Origin of the sequence: Aeromonas sp. A04 (genome assembly GCF_047780465.1) — a bacterium.
Classification (GTDB): Bacteria; Pseudomonadota; Gammaproteobacteria; order Enterobacterales; family Aeromonadaceae; genus Aeromonas; species Aeromonas bestiarum.
In genome coordinates this window covers 432263-451544 of the sequence record NZ_JBLNHP010000003.1, presented here as the reverse complement: position 1 = coordinate 451544, position 19282 = coordinate 432263, and the positions used below count along the sequence as shown (strand labels likewise).

Genomic DNA, 19282 nt, shown 5'->3' with positions numbered 1-19282 from the left:
AGAGACGCAGGCTAACACCGGCCAACTGTTTCGATTAGTATCAATTTATGAGATATACAGTTTCACTGGTGCAACAATGGATCTGAACGCTGCATTGATTTTAGTGCGGATCGTCGACAAGGGCTCTTTCACCGCGGCCGCCCAGGAGCTGGGCATGACCAAGGCGACCGTGAGTCGTCGCATCGCCGAGCTGGAGCAGCGCCTAGGCGTGCGGCTGCTTTACCGCTCCACCCGGCAGCTCACCCTGACCGAGGCCGGCGAGCAGTATTACCTGCGCTGCAGCAAGGCGGTGGACGAGCTGGCCCAGGCCGAGCTGATGGTGAGTGCCAGCCAGCAGGAGGTGACAGGTACCCTCAAGCTGGCGGTGCCTATCGAGACGGGGCAACTGGTGGTCGGCCGGCTGGTGGCCAAATTCTTGCAGGTCTATCCGGGCCTGCAGGTGGAGCTGGAGCTGACCAATCGCATCGTGGATCCCATCAACGAGGGACTGGATGCGATCGTGCGCATCGGCGACATGAGCGACTCCAACCTGGCGGCGCGGCGACTGTGGAGCACGGAGCGGCTGCTGTGTGCCAGCCCGGATTACTTGGCGCGCAGCCCGGCCATTACGCGGCCGGAAGATCTGCTTTTACACGAGCGGGTGGCGGTGAGCAGCGGTTTTCTAGCCTCTCACTGGTGTTTCGAGCGCGAGGGCAGAGAGGTGCTGGTTGACCCTCCCTCCCGCTTTCGGGTTAATAATATAACCTGCGCCAGGGAGGCGGCGAAGGCGGGGCTGGGGCTGGCCTCTCTGCCCGCCATGCTCTGCCATGAGGAGCTGGCCAGCGGGGCGCTGGTGACCCTGCTGCCTGAGTGGCAGCAGCCCAAGGTACCGATTTATCTGCTGTTTCCGGAGCGGCGACTGATGCCGCGCAAGTTGCGGACCTTTATCGATTTCATGGTGGCGCAGGGGGCCGATTACGGCATCGACAATCTGTTGTGATAGATGGATAGGAAAAGGGGGAGGTCTGGATCACGGGATCCGGGTTCGATCTCTAGGATGGAAGAGGGGCATGGTGCCGGTTACAGGTGGCATCGACAACCGGTTGCAGGGGGAAGGCATGGATCAATGGATCAATCTTTATCGGGCTTCCCATTCGCTGGAGGCCCATGCCCTGAAGGGGGCACTGGAAGTGGAAGGGGTACTGGTACGGCTCAACGGGGAGGCGCTGTCCGGCGCCCTGGGTGAGCTGCCGGTGGATCTGTTGCAGGTGACCCTGATGGTGCGCGAGCAGGATCGCAGCAAGGCGGGGCGCGTCATAGAGCGTTATCAGCAGCGCCAAGGCAATGGCTGGCTGTGCGGTCAATGCGGGGAGGAGAACGGCGCCAACTTCGAGGTCTGCTGGCGCTGTCATCACGATCCCCACGATAATTAATCGCTCGCCCTGCCTCAGCGCAGGGTGAAGTCGATATCCTCCCCCGCGCTGGCGTCGTGATAGGTCGCCAGATCCAGCTCTTTCTCGCTGCGGGCAATCAGCACAGACACCAGAATATCGCCGGAGACGTTGACCGTAGTGCGCGCCATGTCGAGGATCCGGTCGATCCCGGCGATGAGCGCCACCCCTTCCAGCGGCAATCCCACCGCGGTCAGCGTCAGCGTCAGCAGCATCAATCCGGTGCCCGGTGTGCCCGCCGTGCCGATACTGGCCAGGGTGGCGATGCTGATGATGGTCAGGTAATCCACCATGTGCAGATCCACCCCGAAGGCCTGCGCCACGAACAGGGCCGTCACCCCCTGATAGAGGGCTGTACCGTCCATGTTGATGGTGGCGCCTATGGGCAGCACCTTGGCTGTGATGGCGGGGGAGACCCCGAGCCGGCGCTCGGCGCAGGCCAGGCTGATGGGCAGTGTGCTGCTGCTGGAGCTGCTGGTGAAGGCCACGGCCTGGGCATCGACGATGCTCTTGAAGTAGTGCAGCGGGTTGAGCCGGGCCAGCAGGATCAGCAGGCTGCTGTAGACGCCGAGCACGTGCAGCAGGCAGCCGAGATAGACGGCGCCGATCACCTTGAGCAGCGGCAGCAGCAGGCTCACCCCGTATTTGCCCGTCATCCAGGCCATCAGGGCGCAGACGCCGTAGGGGGCCAGTGCCATCACCATCTGAGTCAGCTTGAACATGCCTTCCGCCAGCGAGGTGAAGAAGAGGATGGCGGGGCGGCCGCGCCGGCCGGTGGCGTTGAGGGCGAGGGCGAGGGCCACCGCGAACACGATCACCTGCAGTATCTTGCCATCCACCATGGCCTGCACCGGGTTGCGCGGTACCAGATGGCTCAGCACGCTGGCCAGGGTCGGTTGTTCCAGCATGCCGACGCGCTCATAGGGCCCCATGTTGGCGCCCATGCCGGGTTCCAGCAGCCAGCCCATCATCAGGCCGATGCAGATGGCGATGGCGGTGGAAAAGAGATAGAGGCCTATGGCCTTGCTGCCGATCCGATCCAGGCTCTTGCCCTTGAGCAATGAGGTGAGGCCGGCGATGACCGAGCAGAAGATGAGGGGCACCATCAGCATCTGTATGGTGTTGACGAACAGCACGCCAATGGGTTTGAGCTGCAACGCCTGTTCACTGAAACCGAGTCCCAGTCCGATCCCGGTCAGCATGCCGATCAGGGTCTTCAACCAGAGGGGACGGCGGGTCCAGATCCGCCAGGGCTTGAAAGCCAATCCATGGAACAGCATGACGCCAATGTCCTTATATTCGGTCTGCGATGGCAAAAAGGGGCGTTAGTGTAGCCATCCCCTTGTCAGGTTGCCACATTATCGGCAAAGCACGCCTCACAACCAGCAGGTCCTGCAGGAAATCAGCAATTTATTGGCCTATATCAAGGTCGTCAGCGGCGGTGCGGGATTTAATAGGCATCAAATATGTCTATTCAAGAGGTTTGCAATGACTCAATCGGTACACGGTCACGAGGTGATGGAGATGATGCTGGCACAGGGTGGCCAATTTACCCGGGCCAGCCTCAAGCAGGCGATCGATGCGCGCTTCGGTGCCGACGCCCGTTTCCATACCTGCAGCGCCAGCGAGATGGATGCTGATGCGCTGATCGCCTTCCTGGCCCAGCGCGGCAAATTCATCGAATCGGAGCAGGGTTTCCAGACCCACGCCGACAAGATCTGCAACCACGGGTGATCCCCTGCGGCGAGCGGTCTGTGACGCTCGCCGAATCCCGTCGCCTTTGTTATATTTCGCCCTCTTTCCCCTCCTTGTTGAAGGCTTAGCCTGGGCGTTGTATGGACACTTTCTCCGCTGCCGTCATGTTGTTTCTGATCATGGATCCGCTGGGCAACCTGCCGGTCTTCCTGTCGATCCTGCGTCATATCGATCCCAAGCGGCGGCGCAAGGTGATGATGCGGGAGCTGTTGTTCTCCCTCGCCATCATGATGGCCTTCCTGTTCGCCGGTCAGCAGATCCTCAATTTCCTCAATCTGCGCCAGGAGGCTGTCAGCATAGCGGGCGGCATCATATTGTTCCTCATCGCCATCAAGATGATCTTCCCGAGTGAAGGCGGGGTGACCGGGCTGGCGGCGGGCGAGGAGCCCTTCCTGGTGCCCATGGCCATCCCCATGATCGCCGGCCCCTCCATTCTTGCCTCCCTCTTGTTGCTGGCCAACCAGGAGCCGACCCGGATGGCGGACTGGTCGCTGGCCCTGCTGATGGCCTGGGGCGCCAGCGCCGTGATCCTGATGTTCTACGAGGTATTCAACAAGCTGCTGGGTGAGCGAGGACTCACAGCGGTGGAGCGGCTGATGGGCATGCTGCTGGTGATGATCTCGGTACAGATGCTGCTGGACGGCGTCCACCACTATCTGGCAGTGACCGGCCAGGGCTAGCTGTCAGGGCTGTCTGCCAGCCCCGGCTTCCAGCTCGCTGATGCCGAGGATGGAGCGTATCTCCGCAGCCAGCAGCATGATCAGGCTTGTTCTGCGGTGGAAGACTCCGGCTTGCTGATGCCGAAGATGAAGATCGTCTCCCGCAGCCAGCCGCATGATCAGGCTTGTTCTGCGGTGGAAGACACCGGCTTGCTGATGCCGAGGATGAAGCGTGTCTCCGCAGCCAGCAGCATGATCAGGCTTGTTCTGCGGTGGAAGACTCCGGCTTGCTGATGCCGAGGATGAAGCGTATCTCCGCAGCCAGCCGCATGACCAGGCTTGTTCTGCGGTGGAAGACACCGGCTTGCTGATGCCGAAGATGAAGATCGTCTCCCGCAGCCAGCCGCATGATCAGGCTTGTTCTATGGTGGAGGGTTCCAGCTTGCTCATGATGAGGGCGAGCAGAGTTTCCCGCAGCCAGCGGTGGCCCGGATCCTCCTCGTGGCGCTGATGCCAGATCAGCAGGTGGGAGATGCTGTCCAGCGCTATGGGCAGCGGCAGCGGCACCAGCGGATAGACCTGGGTGGCGTGACGGGCGTAGAGCCTGGACAGGGTCACTATCATGTCCGAGTGCATGCCCATCCGCAGCGCCGCCTCGAACGAGGGCACGGTCGCCTCGATCCGGCGGTAGAGATCCATCCCCGCCAGCTTGTGATCCAGCATCCAGCGGTCCCGCCCCTCGCAATAGGTCTGCACATGGGGATAGGCCAGGTAACGGGCGAGATCCCATTCGGGCTCGTGCAGGGCCGGGTGATCGTGCTGCACCAGACAGGTGAGGTCATCGATGGCGAGCAAGCGCTGGCAGATGGCGTTGGGCAGGGTGTCGAGCCGAAAATCCGAGCTGATGCAGTTCTCCCGCACCGTGAAGGCGATGTCCACCTGGCCCTGGCTCATCTCGGTCAGGCTGTTCTCGGTCCACTCCTCATAGCGCAGCCGTATGCCCGGCGCCTGCCGTTTTAGTTCGCTCAGGTAGAGCGGGGCGAACAGGGTGAAGGCGCTGTCCATGCTGGCGATGACGAACTCCCGCTCGGTATTGGCCGGATCGAAATCCGGCGGCTGGATCAGGTTGTCCAGCGACAGCAGTATGGGCTGCAGCTGCTGCTGCAGCGTCAGGGCGCGGGCGGTGGGCTCCAGCCCGTAGGCGGAGCGCACGAACAGGGGGTCATCGAAGGTTTCCCGCAGACGGCCAAGGGCCTTGCTGACGGCAGACTGGCTCAGGTGCAGGCGGCGGGCCGCCCGGCTGCCGTTCCGCTCTTCCAGCAAAACTTGCAGGATAATCAATAAGTTGAGGTCGATACGCCCCAGTTGTTCCAGCAACATGATATGAATCTCCTTCAATTCTTAGATGAATTTATACCATTTGTTTTCATATCTTGGCGAACCTATGCTCGAACTGTCTCTCGCCTTCGATGGCGGCTGGTACAGGATGTAGTGGTTGAGGGGACAAGTAGCATCAAGTGATACGGCGACCCTGGGTCGCCGTATTTTTTGCGTGATTTATTTGCAAACTTGCACCTGCCTTGATTTTGCCCAACAATCTTTGCGCCTTCTTTTGATACAAACAATCGGTATCTATCAGTCAGGAGCATCCCTATGGGACTCGGTGGAATTCATATCTGGCATTTGTTGATCCTGCTCGTGGTCGTGGTCGTGGTGTTTGGCAGCAAACGCCTGGCCGGCGCCGGTGAGGATCTGGGCACCGCCATCAAGGATTTTCGTAAAGCCTTGCGTGACGATGAAGTACAGCCGAAATAAGTGGGAGTTGAGTGATGTCTGTAGACGAGAAAGTCGAGTTGAATGAAACCTGTGACAGCTGCGGCTGTTTCGCCGAGATCGGCACCATCATAGGTGAAGGTGACGATGTAATGGATCTGGTGATCGAGGCGGCGGCAGAAGCCGATGCCCGCACCAAGCTGGCCGCTTATGAGGCGCTGGCCAAACAGGTGACCGCCGAAGCCAGCATCAGCAGCGAGCTGAGCCAGGGCGCCAACGGCGTGATCCTGAAAGCCCGCCTGCAATTCACCTGCACCGCCGAAAAATTGATTTTCGAGATGCGTGCCCGCTCTATCTGAGCCCAGTGATGACACGGCGGGTTCGCCTGCCGTGTTGACCCTTCTGCTGTGGGTCTGCGTTCTATAGTTAGTTATCCCACAGACGGCTTTGCCCGACGCGAGTCGGCCAACAGAAGGCGACCACATAATGAGGCTGCGATGGATCTGGGGCCTGCTGGCCCTCTGGTGTCTTCCTCTGCTGGCGGCGGATCTCAAGCCACAGCGCCTGCCCCAACCCGGGGACCTCGAACACATATTGCAAAAGAAAGAACTCAGGGCCCTGGTGGTCTATGAGCGGGGCTTCTTTTTCCTCGACAAGGGGACCCAGCACGGCATCCTGGTCAATCAGCTGCAGGGATTCGAGCGCTGGCTGAACCAGACCTATCTCGCCAAGGAGAAGATCAAGCTCAAGATCATCTACATACCGGTGCGTCAGGACAAGCTGCTGGACTACCTCAGCGAGGGGCGCGGCGATCTGGTGGCAGCCAACATGACGGTGACGCCGACCCGGCGCGAGCAGGTGACCTTCTCGGATCCGGTGATCGCCCCCATCGAAGAGTGGCTGGTGAGCCAGCATTCCCTGCCGACCTTCAACCGTATCACCCAGCTGTCGGGGCGGCGGGTCTGGGTGCGGGCCAGCTCCAGCTATTACGAGAGCCTGCGCCAGCTCAACTGGCTGTTTCGCGAGCTGGGGTTGCCGCCCATCTACATAGAGACGGTCCCCGAATACCTGCAGGACGGGGATCTGCTGGAGATGGTGGCGGCCGGCATCATACCGCTCACGGTAACCGACAGCTTCAAGGGGCGCATCTGGCTCGGCATGATCAGCGGCCTGAGAGCCCACAAGCTGATCCCGCTGCGGGACAAGGGCCGCAGTGCCTGGGCCTTGCGTAACAACAGTCCCGAGCTGCTCAAGGCAGTCAACGCTTATCTGGCCGATGCGGGCAAGCGCACCCTCTACAGCGACATGACCCTGCGTCGTCTGCTGGCCCGCAGCGATCAGATGAGCAATATTCTGGCGCCGGATCCTCTGGGGCGGTTGTCGACCATACGCCAGGTGCTGGAGCAACAGGCCGACAAGTACCGGCTGGACTGGCTGATGCTGGCGGCGCTGGCCTACAAGGAGTCGGGCCTCAATGCCGGCGTGCGCTCAGAGCGGGGGGCTGTGGGGATTATGCAGCTGTTGCCGAGCACCGGGGGTGAGGTGGGCATTCGCGGTGCCAGGCTCGCCAGCCTGGAGGGCAACGTGGAGGCGGCCTGCCGCTACATGCGGCTGATCCTGGATACCTACTTCAACGATCCCGGGCTGGATGTGCTCAACCGCCACCTGTTTGCGCTGGCGGCCTACAATGCCGGCCCGAATCGGGTGCAGGCGATCAGGGCCAAGGCGGAGGCCGCCGGGCTGGATCCGAACGTCTGGTTTGGCAACGTGGAGCAACTGGTGGCCAACGAGGTCGGCCAGGGGCCCATCAACTACGTCAGCACCATCTACAAGTACTACGTGGCCTATCGCTTCAGCCTGCCGCAGCTGGAGGGCAAGGCGGCCGCCATCGAGGCGGTGGCCCAGCCCTGATATTTTCTGGCCCGTCTAGACAGGCTGGGCGGGTGGCGCAAAGGGTTCCCAACCCTGATCCCTGTGCTGCAGATACCAGGGGGTCAGCTGGCCGGTCGGCGAGGGATCCGGCTGACTGGCTTGCGGTCGATGGCTGATGGCGGGGCGATCCGTGAGTTCCATGGTAAATTCCTTCATCCACATTCCAACGAGGCCTGTAGCCAGCGTTATGCCATTTCCCCATGACAGGCAGATGACGCCATGATCCCCGGCGAATTTGCACTGATTGATCAACCCGAGCTGGCGCTCAAGGTGCGCTGCCAGCTGATCCGCAGCGCCCGCTGCCGGGTCCAGGCCCAATACTACAGCTGGGAGGAGGACAGCAGCGGCAAGCTGCTGTTGTCCGAGTTGCTGCATGCGGCCCGGCGCGGAGTTCGGGTACAACTGCTCATCGACGACCTCTATGCCGGCGACAACCGCTTCCTGGAGATGGTGGCCCATCAGCCCGGCATAGAGGTGCGGCTGTTCAACCCCTTCTGGCTGCGGGGTTGGCGTCCGCTGACCCTGCTGCTGGAGGGGATGTTCAGCTTTCGCCGCATCAATCACCGCATGCACAACAAGTTGCTGCTGGTGGATGGCAGCCAGGCGGTGATCGGCGGTCGCAACATAGGTGACCGCTACTTCGGGCTGGGCGGTACGCCCCGATTCGTCGACCTGGATCTCGCCTGCCGTGGCCCGCTCTGCCAGCAGGCCGAGCAGGGCTTCGATCAATTCTGGCGCAGCCGCTGGAGTCACCCGATCCGCCGTCTGCTGCGTCGCCCCTTGCTGCGGGCCGAGGTGACGGCGGTGAACGACTTTCTGCTCACCCTGACCGAGCCGCAGGTGGCGGCCGTCTATGATCTGCCAGCCAGTTTGTTTGACGCCGAGCCTGTTGCCCTGAACTGGCATCCGGGAGAGGCCGAGGTGTGGTTCGACCGGCCCGGCAAGGGGCTGGTGTCGAGGCCGACCACGGCGCCCCTGCTCTGGCGCAAGCTGGCCGACAACCTGGGGAGCCTGAAGTTGGTGAGCCCTTACCTGATCCTGACCCGGGGGCTGCGCCGCCGACTCAGGCAACAGCGCCAGGCGGGGGTGAACATAGAGATTCTTACCAACTCCCTGGCCAGCACGGACGTGCCTCTGGTGTATGGCGCCTACCGGCGTCATCGCCCCTGGCTGATACGGCAGGGCATCGCCCTGTCGGAGCTGGAGGGGGAGGCGCTCAGCCTGCACGCCAAGCTGATCCTGATCGGGGAAGAAGAGGCGCTGCTCGGCAGCTTCAATCTGGATCCCCGCTCCCTGATGCTCAACACCGAGCTGATGCTGCACCTGGCGTGCCCCGCGCTCTGCGCCGAGTTGCAGCTGTGGCTGGCGGGATGGCAGCAGCGGTCGTCCCATTCCGTTGCCGCGCCACAGTCGACCCTGCGTCGACTGCTGGCCAGGGTGAGCGACTGGCTGCCGCTGCAGCGCTGGTTGTGAGCGGGTCATTTCTTGTGCGAGATCTCGCAAAGCCTTGTGCGCCTTCGAGGATAACGTTTGCCATCCAAAGGCGATGAATTTTTTTATCGTATTGTTTTTAATCAGTTTGTTTAGATGCAGGAATCCTGGGAGCGCTCAGTCACTTGCATACTCCACTGAATAAAACGGTTTTTTATTTTATTTAACTGCGTAATATTTCAGTTGCAAGGACAAACACGGTGGCTTGTCTGCCGTGCGGAAGAGGGTTGTGAAGGGTACTGGCCGACTGGATTGCTCCAGCAGGCGCCTGCTTCGGATGGGTAGCAGAAACTCAGGAAACAGGACAGGCACCCGACAGGACCGGATTCCAATATGGAACATGCTATTTGCGAGGGGGTGACATGGAAATGTCACCCCATTTTTTATGGCCCGCTGGCTGAGTGGCACCCAGAAAAAGACCGCCGGTTGGCGGTCTTTTTCTCTGTTCAGCCCAACGGCTCATGGTCAGGCGATGCCCGCCAGCAGCCGGCTCCAGTTGCGCTTGCTGGCAACGAAGCCATCGTGCAGGTTGCGATATTCCAGCTGCAGCTTCAACTTGTCATAGCGGGCCAGCGCCTTGCGCTTGCGTTGTTCCAGCAGGCGTTTGCGGCTGGCGTAGTAGTGCTGCAACTGCTGGCTCAGCTTGTCGTACTCCTCCTGCAACAGCGCCTGCCACAACTCCCTGTCCTCCTGCTTGCGCAACTTGGCCTGCGCCCGCTTGAGCTGCATTTCCAGTCTGGCCTGTTCGATCAGCTCTTCCGGACAGGATCTCAGATCCCGGGTCAGCCCGCACCAGGAGGCGCTGCGGATCAGCCACTTGGTGGGATCGAACTGCCACCAGTGGATGCCGTTGCGATAGTCGTTTTCGAACAGGTGGTGGAAGTTGTGATAGCCCTCGCCGAAGGTGAAGAAGGCCAGGATGCCGTTGTCCCGCGCCGTGTTGCGGTCGGTAAACGGCTGGCTGCCCCAGATGTGGGCCAGGGAGTTGATGAAGAAGGTGGTGTGGTGGGTCATCACCATGCGCAGCACCCCGGCCAGCAGCAGCATGCCGAGCAGATCGCCGTGGACGAGACCCAGCAGCAGCGGGATGCCAATGTTGGTAGCCAGGGTCAGCGCCAGATAGTGTTTGTGCTGGAAGACGACGACGGGGTTGTTCTGCAGATCCCGCACGTTGCTGTAATCGTTGTAGATATCACGCTGGTACTCGCGCAGCATCCAGCCGATGTGGGAGTACCAGAAGCCGCGACCCGCGCTGTAGGGATCCTTCAGGTTGTCGTCCACATGGCGATGGTGGCGACGGTGATCGGAAGACCAGTGCTGGGCTGAGTTTTGCAGGGCGAGGGCCCCGCCAATGGCGAAGATCCACTGCAGGATCGGGTGGGCCTTGTAGGCCTTGTGCGACCAGAGGCGGTGGTAGCCGGCGGTGATGGAGATGCCGCTGTAACAGAACAGCAGCAGGAAGCAGCTCCACTGCCAGAGGTCATAGCCATGGGTCATGCCGTACCAGGGCACGGCTATCAGTGCGGTCAGCCCGGAGAGGGCAAACAGCAGGGTATTGGTCATGATGATCGGTGGGCGTTCCATCTCACTCGGTTCCTTTCAGCGAACAGCTGTGCGCCATTCTCCACGCAGCCAGAATTCGGGTCAATGGTAAAAAAGTAGGAGACAAACCTGATCCCGGCTCGGCCTTCGGGTTATCATTTGGCCTCGATAACCTGAAGGTGACTGTTTTCGTGGGTATTCGCGCGCAACAAAAAGAAAAAACCCGGCGTACTCTGATCGATGCGGCGTTCAGCCAACTGTGCGCCAATCGCAGCTTTTCCAACCTCAGCCTGCGGGAAGTGGCGCGGGAGGCGGGCATAGCGCCGACCTCTTTCTATCGTCACTTTCGCGACATGGAGGAGCTGGGGCTGACTCTGGTGGATGAAGGGGGCCTGACCCTGCGCCAGCTGATGCGCCAGGCGCGTCAGCGCATCGCCGGCGGCGGCAGCGTCATCAGCACCTCGGTGCAGACCTTCATGGAGTTCGTCGAGAACAACCCGAACATCTTCCGGCTGCTGCTGCGTGAGCGTTCCGGCACCTCGGCGGCATTTCGGCAGGCGGTGGCGCGGGAGATACAGCACTTCATCGCCGAGCTGACAGATTACCTCGAAGCTACCACGGGGGCGCCGAGGGAAGAGGCCTACATCCAGGCCGAAGCCATGGTGACCATCGTCTTCAGCGCCGGTGCAGATGCCCTCGACATGACCAGTGAAGAGTGCCGGGCCCTGTCCGATCGCACCATAAGCCAGCTGCGCATGATCGCCATGGGTGCCGAGGTTCAGAACCAGAAGCGCCGCCAACCTCTCTCTTAAGTCAAAGGATGGACACTTACATGCATGATCAGAATCCGATCCCGAAGAAACCCCTGCTGCTGGCCCTGCTCATCGGCATCTGTGGGGATGCCTCCCTGTCGGTGCTGACCGAGTCGGTGATCCCCTTCTCCTTCTTCCCCATGATTGCCCTGGTGCTGGCGGCCTATCAGCTCTACCAGCACTATCGTCACGTCTCGCTGGAGGGCAATACCCCGCTCTGCATGCTGCTCTGCCTCTTCATCGGCGGCTTCGGCCACTCGGCGCTGGTCAAGGTGCAGTACCCCGAGCTTGGCAGCAACTTCTTCTCGCTCATCATGATGTTGCTGCTGCTGGCCGTGCTGTCGATCAAGCTGGGCATCAGCGTGGGGAAAAAAGAGAAGGAGTGACGCGCACTCCTTCCTGATAAATCATGACAGAGCCGGGTTTATCCGGCTTTGTTGTCTGTGCCGCGCTGCTTGGCGTCCACTATGGCCTGCAGTCGAGCCCGGATCTCCACCATGCCAAACACGCCGAACACCAGCACCTGGACGAATTCGAGCCGGCTCACCGCGAAGTAGGGTTTGCAGGCGGCCTTGACCATGCTGGCCTGCACCCAGTGCATCAGGATCACTATCACGCCGCACACCGGCAGAAAACCGTTGAGCTTGCCTGGCAGGGGGGCGAGCAGACTGACCAGCACGCCGAACCAGAAGAACAGGATCAGCCCCATCGCCAACAGATTAAATACCCGCTTCATCGTTTACCTCCCGCAGATAGAGTTGATAGCAGACTTGGCCTGCCTGTTTGTCCTTGAGTAGTTGCCAGCTGGCTGGCAGCGGCAGATCGGCCATCTCCTTCTCCCGCTCCAGATAGATGAGGGCATCCGGTGCCAGCCAGCCGCGCTGCTCCAGCAGTTCGCATACCTGAGGCAGCAGCTCGCGCCGAAACGGCGGATCGAGGAACACCAGATCGAACGGCGTGGCCGGGCCTTGCAGCCAGCTGACGGCATCGGACTGGATCACCTGGCCCTGATTGCTGCCGAGGGCGGCCAGATTCTTCTTGATCTGGTCGGCGGCGCCCTTGTCCATCTCGATCAGGGTCACCTGTTCGGCATAGCGCGACAGCGCCTCCAGCCCCAGGCCGCCGCTGCCGGCGAACAGGTCCAGACAGCGGGTGCCACGGACATGAGGGGCCAGCCAGTTGAAGATGGTCTCCTTGACGCGATCCGTGGTGGGTCTGAGCCCCTCCACATCCTTGACCGGCAATTTGCGGCCTCGCCACTGGCCGCTGATGATTCTGACAAAGCCTGATTTCCCCTGTGGGGCTGGGCTCTTGCTCGGGCTGTTATGGCTGGATTTCACTCTGGGCATCGCGTTTCGTCGTCAGAAAATAAAGTGGTAGTATAAGGCGGTTCATTTTTATGCCGACCCGCCGAGGGACGGCTATCTTAGCAGTCAGCCAACGAAGTGAGTATTTTTTAGATGGCAAAAGGTTTGTTTTCCTGGCTGGGTTTCGGCCGCAAGAAAGAAGAGGCTGAGGCTGTCCAACCACAGACACCCCAAGCCACCCCCATTATCGTTGAGCCTGAGGTCGTTGCTCACCCCGTTTCCGATACTACGCCGGTAGTGCCCACTGAATTGCCCGTCAGCGCACAGAATGATCTCCTGCCCGCTGGCGCTGCGCACGATGACGATTGCTGTGCCCCCACCGATCTGGACGCGGGTCCGCTGGTGGTGGAAGAGTGTGCCTCCGAGCTGGAGCCCGTCATCGTCAATGAACTGCTGATCGAGCAGGAGAGTGCCGAGGCCGAGGCTACCGAAGCCGCCCGTATCGCTGCCGAGGCAGAGGCTGCCGAAGCTGCTCGTATTGCCGCCGAGGCACAGGCTGCCGAAGCCGCCCATGTCGCTGCCGAGGCACAGGCTGCCGAAGCTGCCCGTATCGCCGCCGAGGCGCAAACTGCCGAAGCTGCCCGTATCGCCGCCGAGGCACAAGCTGCCGAAGCCGCTCGCATCGCCGCCGAGACGCAAGCTGCGGAAGCTGCCCGTATCGCTGCCGAGGCACAGGCTGCCGAAGCCGCCCGCATCGCCGCCGAGGCGCAGGCTGCAGAAGCCGCTCGTATCGCCGCCGAGGCACAAGCTGCCGAAGCTGCCCGTATCGCCGCCGAGGCACAGGCTGCCGAAGCCGCCCGTATCGCCAAAGAAGCCCAGAGAGCGGAAGATCTTCGTCTGGTCGCCGAGATGGAGGCTGAAGCCGCCGCACTGGCTGCCCTGCCGCTGGCCGCCAAGGTGGATGACGATACCCAGGACAAGCCGCAGCGGGAGGGCTTCTTTGCCCGCCTCAAGCGCAGTCTGGTGCGCACCAAGGAAAATATTGGCTCCGGCTTCTTCGGCCTGTTCAGTGGCAAGAAGATCGACGATGAGCTGTTTGAAGAGCTGGAGACCCAGCTGCTGACCGCCGATCTGGGGGTCGATACCACGCGCCGCATCATAGATGGCCTGGTGCAGCATGCGGATCGCAAGCAGCTCAAGGATGCCGAGGCGCTCTACGGTCTGCTCAAGCAGGACATGGGTGCCATGCTGGCCAAGGTCGAGCAGCCGCTGGTGATCGACACCAGCAAGAAACCCTACGTGATCCTGATGGTGGGCGTGAACGGTGTCGGCAAGACCACCACCATCGGCAAGCTGGCCAAGCAGTTCCAGGCCGAAGGCAAGAGCGTCATGCTGGCCGCCGGCGACACCTTCCGTGCCGCTGCGGTCGAGCAGCTGCAGGTATGGGGTCAGCGCAACAACATCCCAGTGATCGCCCAGCATACCGGCGCCGACTCTGCCTCCGTCATCTATGATGCCATCGAGGCTGCCCGCTCGCGCGGGGCCGACGTACTGATCGCCGACACCGCCGGCCGCCTGCAGAACAAGAGCAACCTGATGGAAGAGCTCAAGAAAGTGGTGCGGGTGATGAAGAAGCTGGATGAAGAGGCGCCCCACGAGGTCATGCTGACCCTGGATGCGGGTACAGGCCAGAACGCCCTCAGCCAGGCCAAGCTGTTCAGCGAGGCGGTGGGGCTGGACGGTATCGTCCTCACCAAGCTGGACGGAACCGCCAAGGGCGGCGTCATCTTCGCGGTGGCCGACAAGTTCCAGATCCCGATCCGCTATATCGGGGTGGGCGAGGGGATCGACGATCTGCGCCCCTTCGTCGCCAACGACTTTATCGAGGCACTGTTCAGTCGCGATGAGTAAGCTCAGGCGCCATGGTAAGCGCCACATGCCCCGACCCAGGTCGGGGCTTGTCACTGTCAGGGATCCGTTATGATTCGTTTCGATAAGGTCAGCAAGGTATACAGCGGCGGCCATCAGGCGTTGCAGAAGGTCAGCTTTCACCTGCGCAAGGGGGAGATGGCCTTCCTGACCGGGCACTCGGGGGCGGGCAAGAGTACCCTCTTGAAGCTCATCAGTGTGATGGAGCGGCCGACCGACGGGCGCGTCTTCTTCCACGGCGACGACGTCAGTCATATCAAGCGGGGCGATATCCCCTATGTACGGCGCCAGATCGGCATGATCTTTCAGGATCACCGCCTGCTGATGGACAGAACCGTGTTCGACAACGTGGCGCTGCCGCTGGTGATCGACGGCTACAGCCATGCCGACATCAACAAACGAGTGGCGGCAGCGCTGGACAAGGTGGGGCTGCTCGGCAAGGAGCGCTACCAGCCGCGCATGCTCTCCGGTGGTGAACAGCAGCGGGTCGGCATCGCCCGCGCCATCGTCAACAAGCCGCCGCTGCTGCTGGCGGATGAACCGACCGGCAACCTGGATCCCCAGCTCTCCATGGATATCATGCGGCTGTTCGAGGAGTTCAACCGCTTCGGCGTTTCCGTGCTGATTGCCACCCACGATCTGGGGCTGATCGCCCGCATGCGCTATCGCACCCTGACCCTCAAGGCGGGGCGCATGTATTCGGCAGGGGAGGAGCTCTGATGGCGATTTTCCGCTACAAGCAGCCACCACAGTGCCGCTTCATGCTGGCGTGGGGTGAGGATCATGCCCGCTTGCTCGCCAGCCACTTGCCAGGGGAGATGTTCTGATGGCTATCGTTCGTCATAAACAGCCACCGCTACGGCGCTTCATGATGTACTGGGTCGACCACGCCCGTCAGGCCTTCTCCAGCCTGGGCGAGCTGTGGCGCAATCCGCTCGCCTCCCTGATGACGCTGGCGGTACTTGGCGTCAGCCTGGCGCTGCCCTCCTGCTTCCACGTGCTGCTGAAAAATGCCGAGGTGGTGGAGGGGAGCTGGCAGACCAGTTCCCAGATCTCCCTCTATCTGCGCAAGGATCTGCCCGAGCAGAGCATTCTCGACATGAAGCAGCGGATCCTGCTCTATCCCGAGGTGGAGTCCGTCACCTACATGAGCCGGGATGAGGCGCTCAAGGAGTTTCGCGAGATCTCCGGTTTCGGCGACGCGCTCGATTACCTCGACAGCAACCCGCTGCCGCCTGTGCTGAGCGTTATTCCCGATCCCCGCTGGCAGAATCCGGAAGGGGCCGCCGAGCTGCTCAACAAGCTGAACAACGAGGATGGCGTCGAACAGGGCAAGCTGGATCTGCAGTGGCTGACCCGCTTGCAGGGGATCATGAACCTGTTGCGCCACACCATTACCGGCATAGCCGTGCTGCTGCTCTCCGCCGTGCTGCTGATCGTCGGCAATACCCTGCGTCTGAACATACTCAACCAGCGATCCGAGATCGAAGTGCTCAAGCTGGTGGGGGCGACCGATGCCTTCATTCACCGTCCTTTCCTTTATACCGGCATCTGGTTCGGGGTCATCGGCGGCATGCTGGCCTGGTGGCTGACCGAGGTGATGGTGATCTGGAGCGAGGGTGTGGTAAAGGAGCTGGCGGGCTTGTATAACAGCAATTTCCGGCTGGTCGGCATGGGGGCGGTGGATGGGATTAATCTGATTCTGCTGGGGGCTCTGCTGGGGCTGATCGCCTCCTGGTTCTCGGTCCATCGCCACATTCGCGACATAGAACCATCCTGATTAATTTATCAGCGTTTTAAAGCGCTGGATTTTGAGACACGGATCAAGTAAAAGAGGGGCCGTTTCTGGCACGGCCAGCGTTCTGAGAGTAATCTGAACGGTACCGATCTTCGGGATCTTCTCTGGATCCTGTGAACCTTCTGATTTATAAGCAGTCTACAAGTGCTGAAGAACTTATACGGGTGTGGCCCCTCTGCCTTGCTCGTCTGACTTGGCAAGCATGTGAAGGTTGCGAGCTCCGCAACAATGGACTTAGCATGCTACTTTTCGGGGGTCCTTGATTGTGACCCCCTTTTTTTGACTGTTCATTCATGATTCATCCTGCCGGCCTAAGATAACCCCGGTTCAGACATGCTCACTATGATGTTTGATACAGGCCGCAGAATGGCGTCCGGTCAGTAGACAGACCCTCTCAGGGTGTTAGACTGATTCGATTGAAAAGAAAGAGGTAGAACATGGGAACTTCATTGCAGCGCACTATGGCTCTGATTCCGCAAGGTAGTCTGGAAGGCTATATCCAGGCAGTTAACTCGATTCCTGTGCTGACCGCAGAGGAAGAGCGTGAGCTGGCTGAGCGTTTGCAGCAGGGCGGCGATCTCGAGGCTGCCCGTCAGCTGGTCATGTCGCATCTGCGTTTTGTCGTTCACGTCGCCAAGAGTTATGCCGGTTACGGTCTGCCCCAGGCTGACCTGGTGCAGGAAGGCAATATCGGCCTGATGAAGGCCGTCAAGCGCTTCGACCCGACTGTCGGGGTGCGACTCGTCTCCTTCGCCGTGCACTGGATCAAGGCCGAGATCCACGAATATGTCCTGCGCAACTGGCGCATGGTCAAGGTGGCGACCACCAAGGCCCAGCGCAAGCTGTTCTTCAACCTGCGCAAATCCAAGAAGCGTCTGGGCTGGTTCAGCCACGATGAAGTGCAGGCCGTCGCCGCCGAGTTGGGGGTCTCCCCGACCGATGTGACCGAGATGGAAGCACGCATGAGCAACTACGATCAGGCGTTCGATCTGGTCGGTGATGATGAAGATGAAGGTGGCTTCGCCCCGGTTCATTATCTGGAAGACAAATCGTCCGATCTGGCGGCCACCATAGAGAATGACAACTGGGATGACCATGCGACCCGTCGCCTGAGTTCGGCCCTCGCCACTCTGGATGAGCGCAGCCAGCATATCATCCGCGCCCGCTGGCTCGATGATGACAGCAAGACCACCCTGCAGGAGCTGGCCGATACCTATGGTGTCTCTGCCGAACGGGTGCGTCAGCTTGAGAAAAACGCACTCAAGAAGCTGAAAGACGCCATGGAGGCCTGATGCCTCCCTCACAAAAACAGGGCCTGATGGCCCTGTTTTTGTTTCACGAGCATCTGGTCGGCCTTGCCTTGGTTACCCTTGTCTATGTTATGTTGCCGCCACTGCCACAGTAGGGAGAGCAGATAGTGAAACTGTTGAACGACCTGTTTACCAACAACCGCGAGTGGGCGGAACGGATCAAGGCCGAGGACCCGAATTTCTTCGCTACCCTCTCCGCCCAGCAGGCCCCCGAATACCTCTGGATCGGTTGCTCCGACAGCCGGGTTCCCGCCAACCAGCTGATGGGCTTGCTGCCGGGGGATGTGTTCGTCCACCGCAACGTCGCCAACCTGGTGGTGCACACCGACTTCAACTGCCTCTCGGTGCTGCAATACGCGGTCGAGGTGCTCAAGGTGAAGCACATCATCATCTGCGGCCACTATGGCTGCGGTGGCGTCAAGGCGGCGATGCAGAACCAGGAGCTGGGGCTCATCGACAACTGGCTGCGCAACATCAAGGATGTCTACTTCAAGTATCGCGAACAGCTGGATGCCATCGAAGATGAGCACGAGCGTTTCGATTACCTGTGCGAGCTGAACGTGGCCGAGCAGGTCGCCAACGTCTGCCACACCACCATCATCCAGAATGCCTGGCGCAAGGGGCAGGAGCTGGCGGTGCACGGCTGGATCTATGGCATCAAGGACGGTCTGCTGCACGATCTGGATCTCTGCATCAGCGGGCCGGATCAGATCCCCGATGTTTATCGCGCCTGGCCGGACATGCGTCCGCCCCACCGCCGTCGCTGAGGAACCTGCCGTTGGCGCCAGCCCTCTATCTTCAGATCAAGCAGCACATCCTGGACGGGATCCGCGAACGCCACTATCAGGCGGGGGACAGGATCCCGACCGAGGCCGCCCTGTGCGAGCTGTTCACCGTGAGCCGGATGACGGTCAACAAGGCGCTGCGTGAGCTGGTGGCCGAAGGCTGGCTGGTGCGCACCGCCGGTTCCGGCAGCTTCGTGGCGGACAGGCGCACCGAGTCACCGCTGTTGGCCATTCGCAACATAGCCGACGAGATCGCCGAGCGTGGCAGCGAGTACAGCGCCCGGGTGATCCGGCTGCAACGCCAGGCCGCCGACGAGAAGGTGGCGGTCCAGCTCGGGTTGCGGGTCGGCGCCCCCATCTTCCACAGCCTCATCGTCCATCAGGCCGATGGGGAGCCGCTGCAGCTGGAGGAGCGCTTCGTCGATGCCGAGCGCCTGCCGGACTACGGCGGGCAGGACTTCACCCAGCAGACGCCGAACCGCTATCTGATGGAGGTCTGTCCCCTCTCCGAGATGGAGCACGTGGTGGAAGCCGTGCTGCCGAGCGCCGGTGAGGCCGGTCTGCTGCAGGTGCGGGTCGACACCCCCTGCCTGTTGCTGCATCGCCGTACCTGGTCGGAAGGTTACCTGGTCTCCTACGCCCGCCTGCTTTCGCCGGGTTCCCGCTACAAGCTGAGTTCCAAGACCAGCCTCAGCTGATTGTATATACATATTGTTTTTAACAGAGCCCACCTCATGGTGGGCTTTTTTGTGCTTAAAC

Annotated in this window: 22 protein-coding genes; 16 read left to right on the top strand and 6 right to left on the bottom strand. The window is 61.0% G+C overall.

Features of this window, described 5'->3' with window-relative positions:
* Positions 1 to 76 precede the first annotated feature (76 nt).
* A complete protein-coding gene (locus tag ACM3N8_RS13375; protein ID WP_043557051.1) occupies positions 77 to 979 on the top strand; it encodes a LysR family transcriptional regulator in 903 nt (300 codons plus the stop codon).
* A 118-nt stretch (positions 980 to 1097) separates the two neighbouring features.
* A complete protein-coding gene (locus ACM3N8_RS13370; protein ID WP_043557072.1) occupies positions 1098 to 1412 on the top strand; it encodes a DUF2007 domain-containing protein in 315 nt (104 codons plus the stop codon).
* A 14-nt stretch (positions 1413 to 1426) separates the two neighbouring features.
* On the opposite strand, the gene ACM3N8_RS13365 is transcribed toward ACM3N8_RS13370, so the two are convergent.
* On the bottom strand, positions 1427 to 2710 hold the full coding sequence (locus tag ACM3N8_RS13365; RefSeq protein ID WP_043141363.1) for a dicarboxylate/amino acid:cation symporter: 1284 nt from the start codon (positions 2708 to 2710) through the stop codon (positions 1427 to 1429).
* A gap of 208 nt (positions 2711 to 2918) precedes the next feature.
* Between ACM3N8_RS13365 and ACM3N8_RS13360 the strand changes: the two genes are divergently transcribed.
* Together ACM3N8_RS13360 and ACM3N8_RS13355 are read left to right on the top strand one after the other, a co-directional pair.
* Entirely contained in the window at positions 2919 to 3164 is a 246-nt protein-coding gene (locus tag ACM3N8_RS13360; protein ID WP_043141360.1) for a YecH family metal-binding protein, read from the top strand.
* A gap of 101 nt (positions 3165 to 3265) precedes the next feature.
* Positions 3266 to 3865 carry a YhgN family NAAT transporter gene (locus tag ACM3N8_RS13355; protein WP_042868544.1) on the top strand — a complete coding sequence of 200 codons (600 nt, stop codon included), beginning with the start codon at positions 3266 to 3268 and terminating at the stop codon, positions 3863 to 3865.
* 390 nt (positions 3866 to 4255) lie between these two features.
* On the opposite strand, the gene ACM3N8_RS13350 is transcribed toward ACM3N8_RS13355, so the two are convergent.
* Positions 4256 to 5224 (bottom strand): LysR substrate-binding domain-containing protein, encoded by a 969-nt coding sequence (locus ACM3N8_RS13350; RefSeq protein ID WP_098980998.1) that lies wholly within the window; start codon positions 5222 to 5224, stop codon positions 4256 to 4258.
* Between the two features lie 273 nt (positions 5225 to 5497).
* On the opposite strand from ACM3N8_RS13350, the gene tatA reads away from it, so the two are divergent.
* From tatA to ACM3N8_RS13335, 3 genes are all read left to right on the top strand, one after another.
* The gene (tatA, locus tag ACM3N8_RS13345) at positions 5498 to 5659 is read left to right on the top strand and encodes a twin-arginine translocase TatA/TatE family subunit (RefSeq protein ID WP_043141356.1); all 162 of its coding nucleotides are present in this window, start codon (positions 5498 to 5500) and stop codon (positions 5657 to 5659) included.
* 14 nt (positions 5660 to 5673) lie between these two features.
* A complete protein-coding gene (locus tag ACM3N8_RS13340) occupies positions 5674 to 5976 on the top strand; it encodes a YfcZ/YiiS family protein (protein ID WP_103471800.1) in 303 nt (100 codons plus the stop codon).
* Positions 5977 to 6103: 127 nt separating this feature from the next.
* A complete protein-coding gene (locus ACM3N8_RS13335; protein ID WP_098980996.1) occupies positions 6104 to 7528 on the top strand; it encodes a lytic transglycosylase F in 1425 nt (474 codons plus the stop codon).
* A gap of 15 nt (positions 7529 to 7543) precedes the next feature.
* Here the strand turns inward: ACM3N8_RS13335 and ACM3N8_RS13330 are convergent, their stop codons facing one another.
* Complete coding sequence (locus ACM3N8_RS13330; RefSeq protein ID WP_165576266.1) at positions 7544 to 7690, bottom strand: hypothetical protein; 147 nt, start codon at positions 7688 to 7690, stop codon at positions 7544 to 7546.
* A gap of 78 nt (positions 7691 to 7768) precedes the next feature.
* Here ACM3N8_RS13330 and ACM3N8_RS13325 point away from each other — a divergent pair, with 78 nt between their 5' ends.
* The gene (locus ACM3N8_RS13325; protein WP_290018949.1) at positions 7769 to 9022 is read left to right on the top strand and encodes a phospholipase D family protein; all 1254 of its coding nucleotides are present in this window, start codon (positions 7769 to 7771) and stop codon (positions 9020 to 9022) included.
* A 483-nt stretch (positions 9023 to 9505) separates the two neighbouring features.
* Here ACM3N8_RS13325 and ACM3N8_RS13320 read toward each other — a convergent pair whose 3' ends face one another.
* Entirely contained in the window at positions 9506 to 10624 is a 1119-nt protein-coding gene (locus tag ACM3N8_RS13320; RefSeq protein WP_043557047.1) for a fatty acid desaturase, read from the bottom strand.
* A gap of 149 nt (positions 10625 to 10773) precedes the next feature.
* Here ACM3N8_RS13320 and fabR point away from each other — a divergent pair, with 149 nt between their 5' ends.
* Together fabR and ACM3N8_RS13310 are read left to right on the top strand one after the other, a co-directional pair.
* Positions 10774 to 11394 carry an HTH-type transcriptional repressor FabR gene (gene fabR, locus ACM3N8_RS13315; RefSeq protein ID WP_043139764.1) on the top strand — a complete coding sequence of 207 codons (621 nt, stop codon included), beginning with the start codon at positions 10774 to 10776 and terminating at the stop codon, positions 11392 to 11394.
* A gap of 20 nt (positions 11395 to 11414) precedes the next feature.
* A complete protein-coding gene (locus ACM3N8_RS13310) occupies positions 11415 to 11780 on the top strand; it encodes a YijD family membrane protein (RefSeq protein WP_122974306.1) in 366 nt (121 codons plus the stop codon).
* A 38-nt stretch (positions 11781 to 11818) separates the two neighbouring features.
* Here ACM3N8_RS13310 and ACM3N8_RS13305 read toward each other — a convergent pair whose 3' ends face one another.
* Entirely contained in the window at positions 11819 to 12130 is a 312-nt protein-coding gene (locus ACM3N8_RS13305; RefSeq protein ID WP_043139760.1) for a DUF1145 domain-containing protein, read from the bottom strand.
* On the bottom strand, positions 12114 to 12743 hold the full coding sequence (gene rsmD / locus ACM3N8_RS13300; RefSeq protein ID WP_241280095.1) for a 16S rRNA (guanine(966)-N(2))-methyltransferase RsmD: 630 nt from the start codon (positions 12741 to 12743) through the stop codon (positions 12114 to 12116). Before rsmD ends, ACM3N8_RS13305 begins: the two co-directional genes overlap by 17 nt.
* A gap of 111 nt (positions 12744 to 12854) precedes the next feature.
* On the opposite strand from rsmD, the gene ftsY reads away from it, so the two are divergent.
* The 6 genes from ftsY to hutC all read left to right on the top strand — a co-directional run bounded on the left by ftsY (position 12855) and on the right by hutC (position 19221).
* Positions 12855 to 14612 (top strand): signal recognition particle-docking protein FtsY, encoded by a 1758-nt coding sequence (gene ftsY / locus ACM3N8_RS13295; RefSeq protein WP_416016213.1) that lies wholly within the window; start codon positions 12855 to 12857, stop codon positions 14610 to 14612.
* Between the two features lie 69 nt (positions 14613 to 14681).
* Positions 14682 to 15350 (top strand): cell division ATP-binding protein FtsE, encoded by a 669-nt coding sequence (gene ftsE / locus ACM3N8_RS13290; RefSeq protein WP_043139753.1) that lies wholly within the window; start codon positions 14682 to 14684, stop codon positions 15348 to 15350.
* 106 nt (positions 15351 to 15456) lie between these two features.
* The gene (gene ftsX / locus ACM3N8_RS13285; protein WP_042868569.1) at positions 15457 to 16410 is read left to right on the top strand and encodes a permease-like cell division protein FtsX; all 954 of its coding nucleotides are present in this window, start codon (positions 15457 to 15459) and stop codon (positions 16408 to 16410) included.
* Between the two features lie 455 nt (positions 16411 to 16865).
* Positions 16866 to 17720, top strand: a complete 855-nt coding sequence (gene rpoH / locus ACM3N8_RS13280) for an RNA polymerase sigma factor RpoH (protein WP_011899178.1) — start codon at positions 16866 to 16868, stop codon at positions 17718 to 17720.
* 125 nt (positions 17721 to 17845) lie between these two features.
* Positions 17846 to 18505, top strand: coding sequence for a carbonate dehydratase (can, locus tag ACM3N8_RS13275; protein WP_042868573.1), 660 nt, complete (start codon positions 17846 to 17848; stop codon positions 18503 to 18505).
* Positions 18506 to 18516: 11 nt separating this feature from the next.
* Entirely contained in the window at positions 18517 to 19221 is a 705-nt protein-coding gene (gene hutC, locus ACM3N8_RS13270) for a histidine utilization repressor (protein WP_098980993.1), read from the top strand.
* The last annotated feature ends 61 nt before the right edge of the window (positions 19222 to 19282 follow it).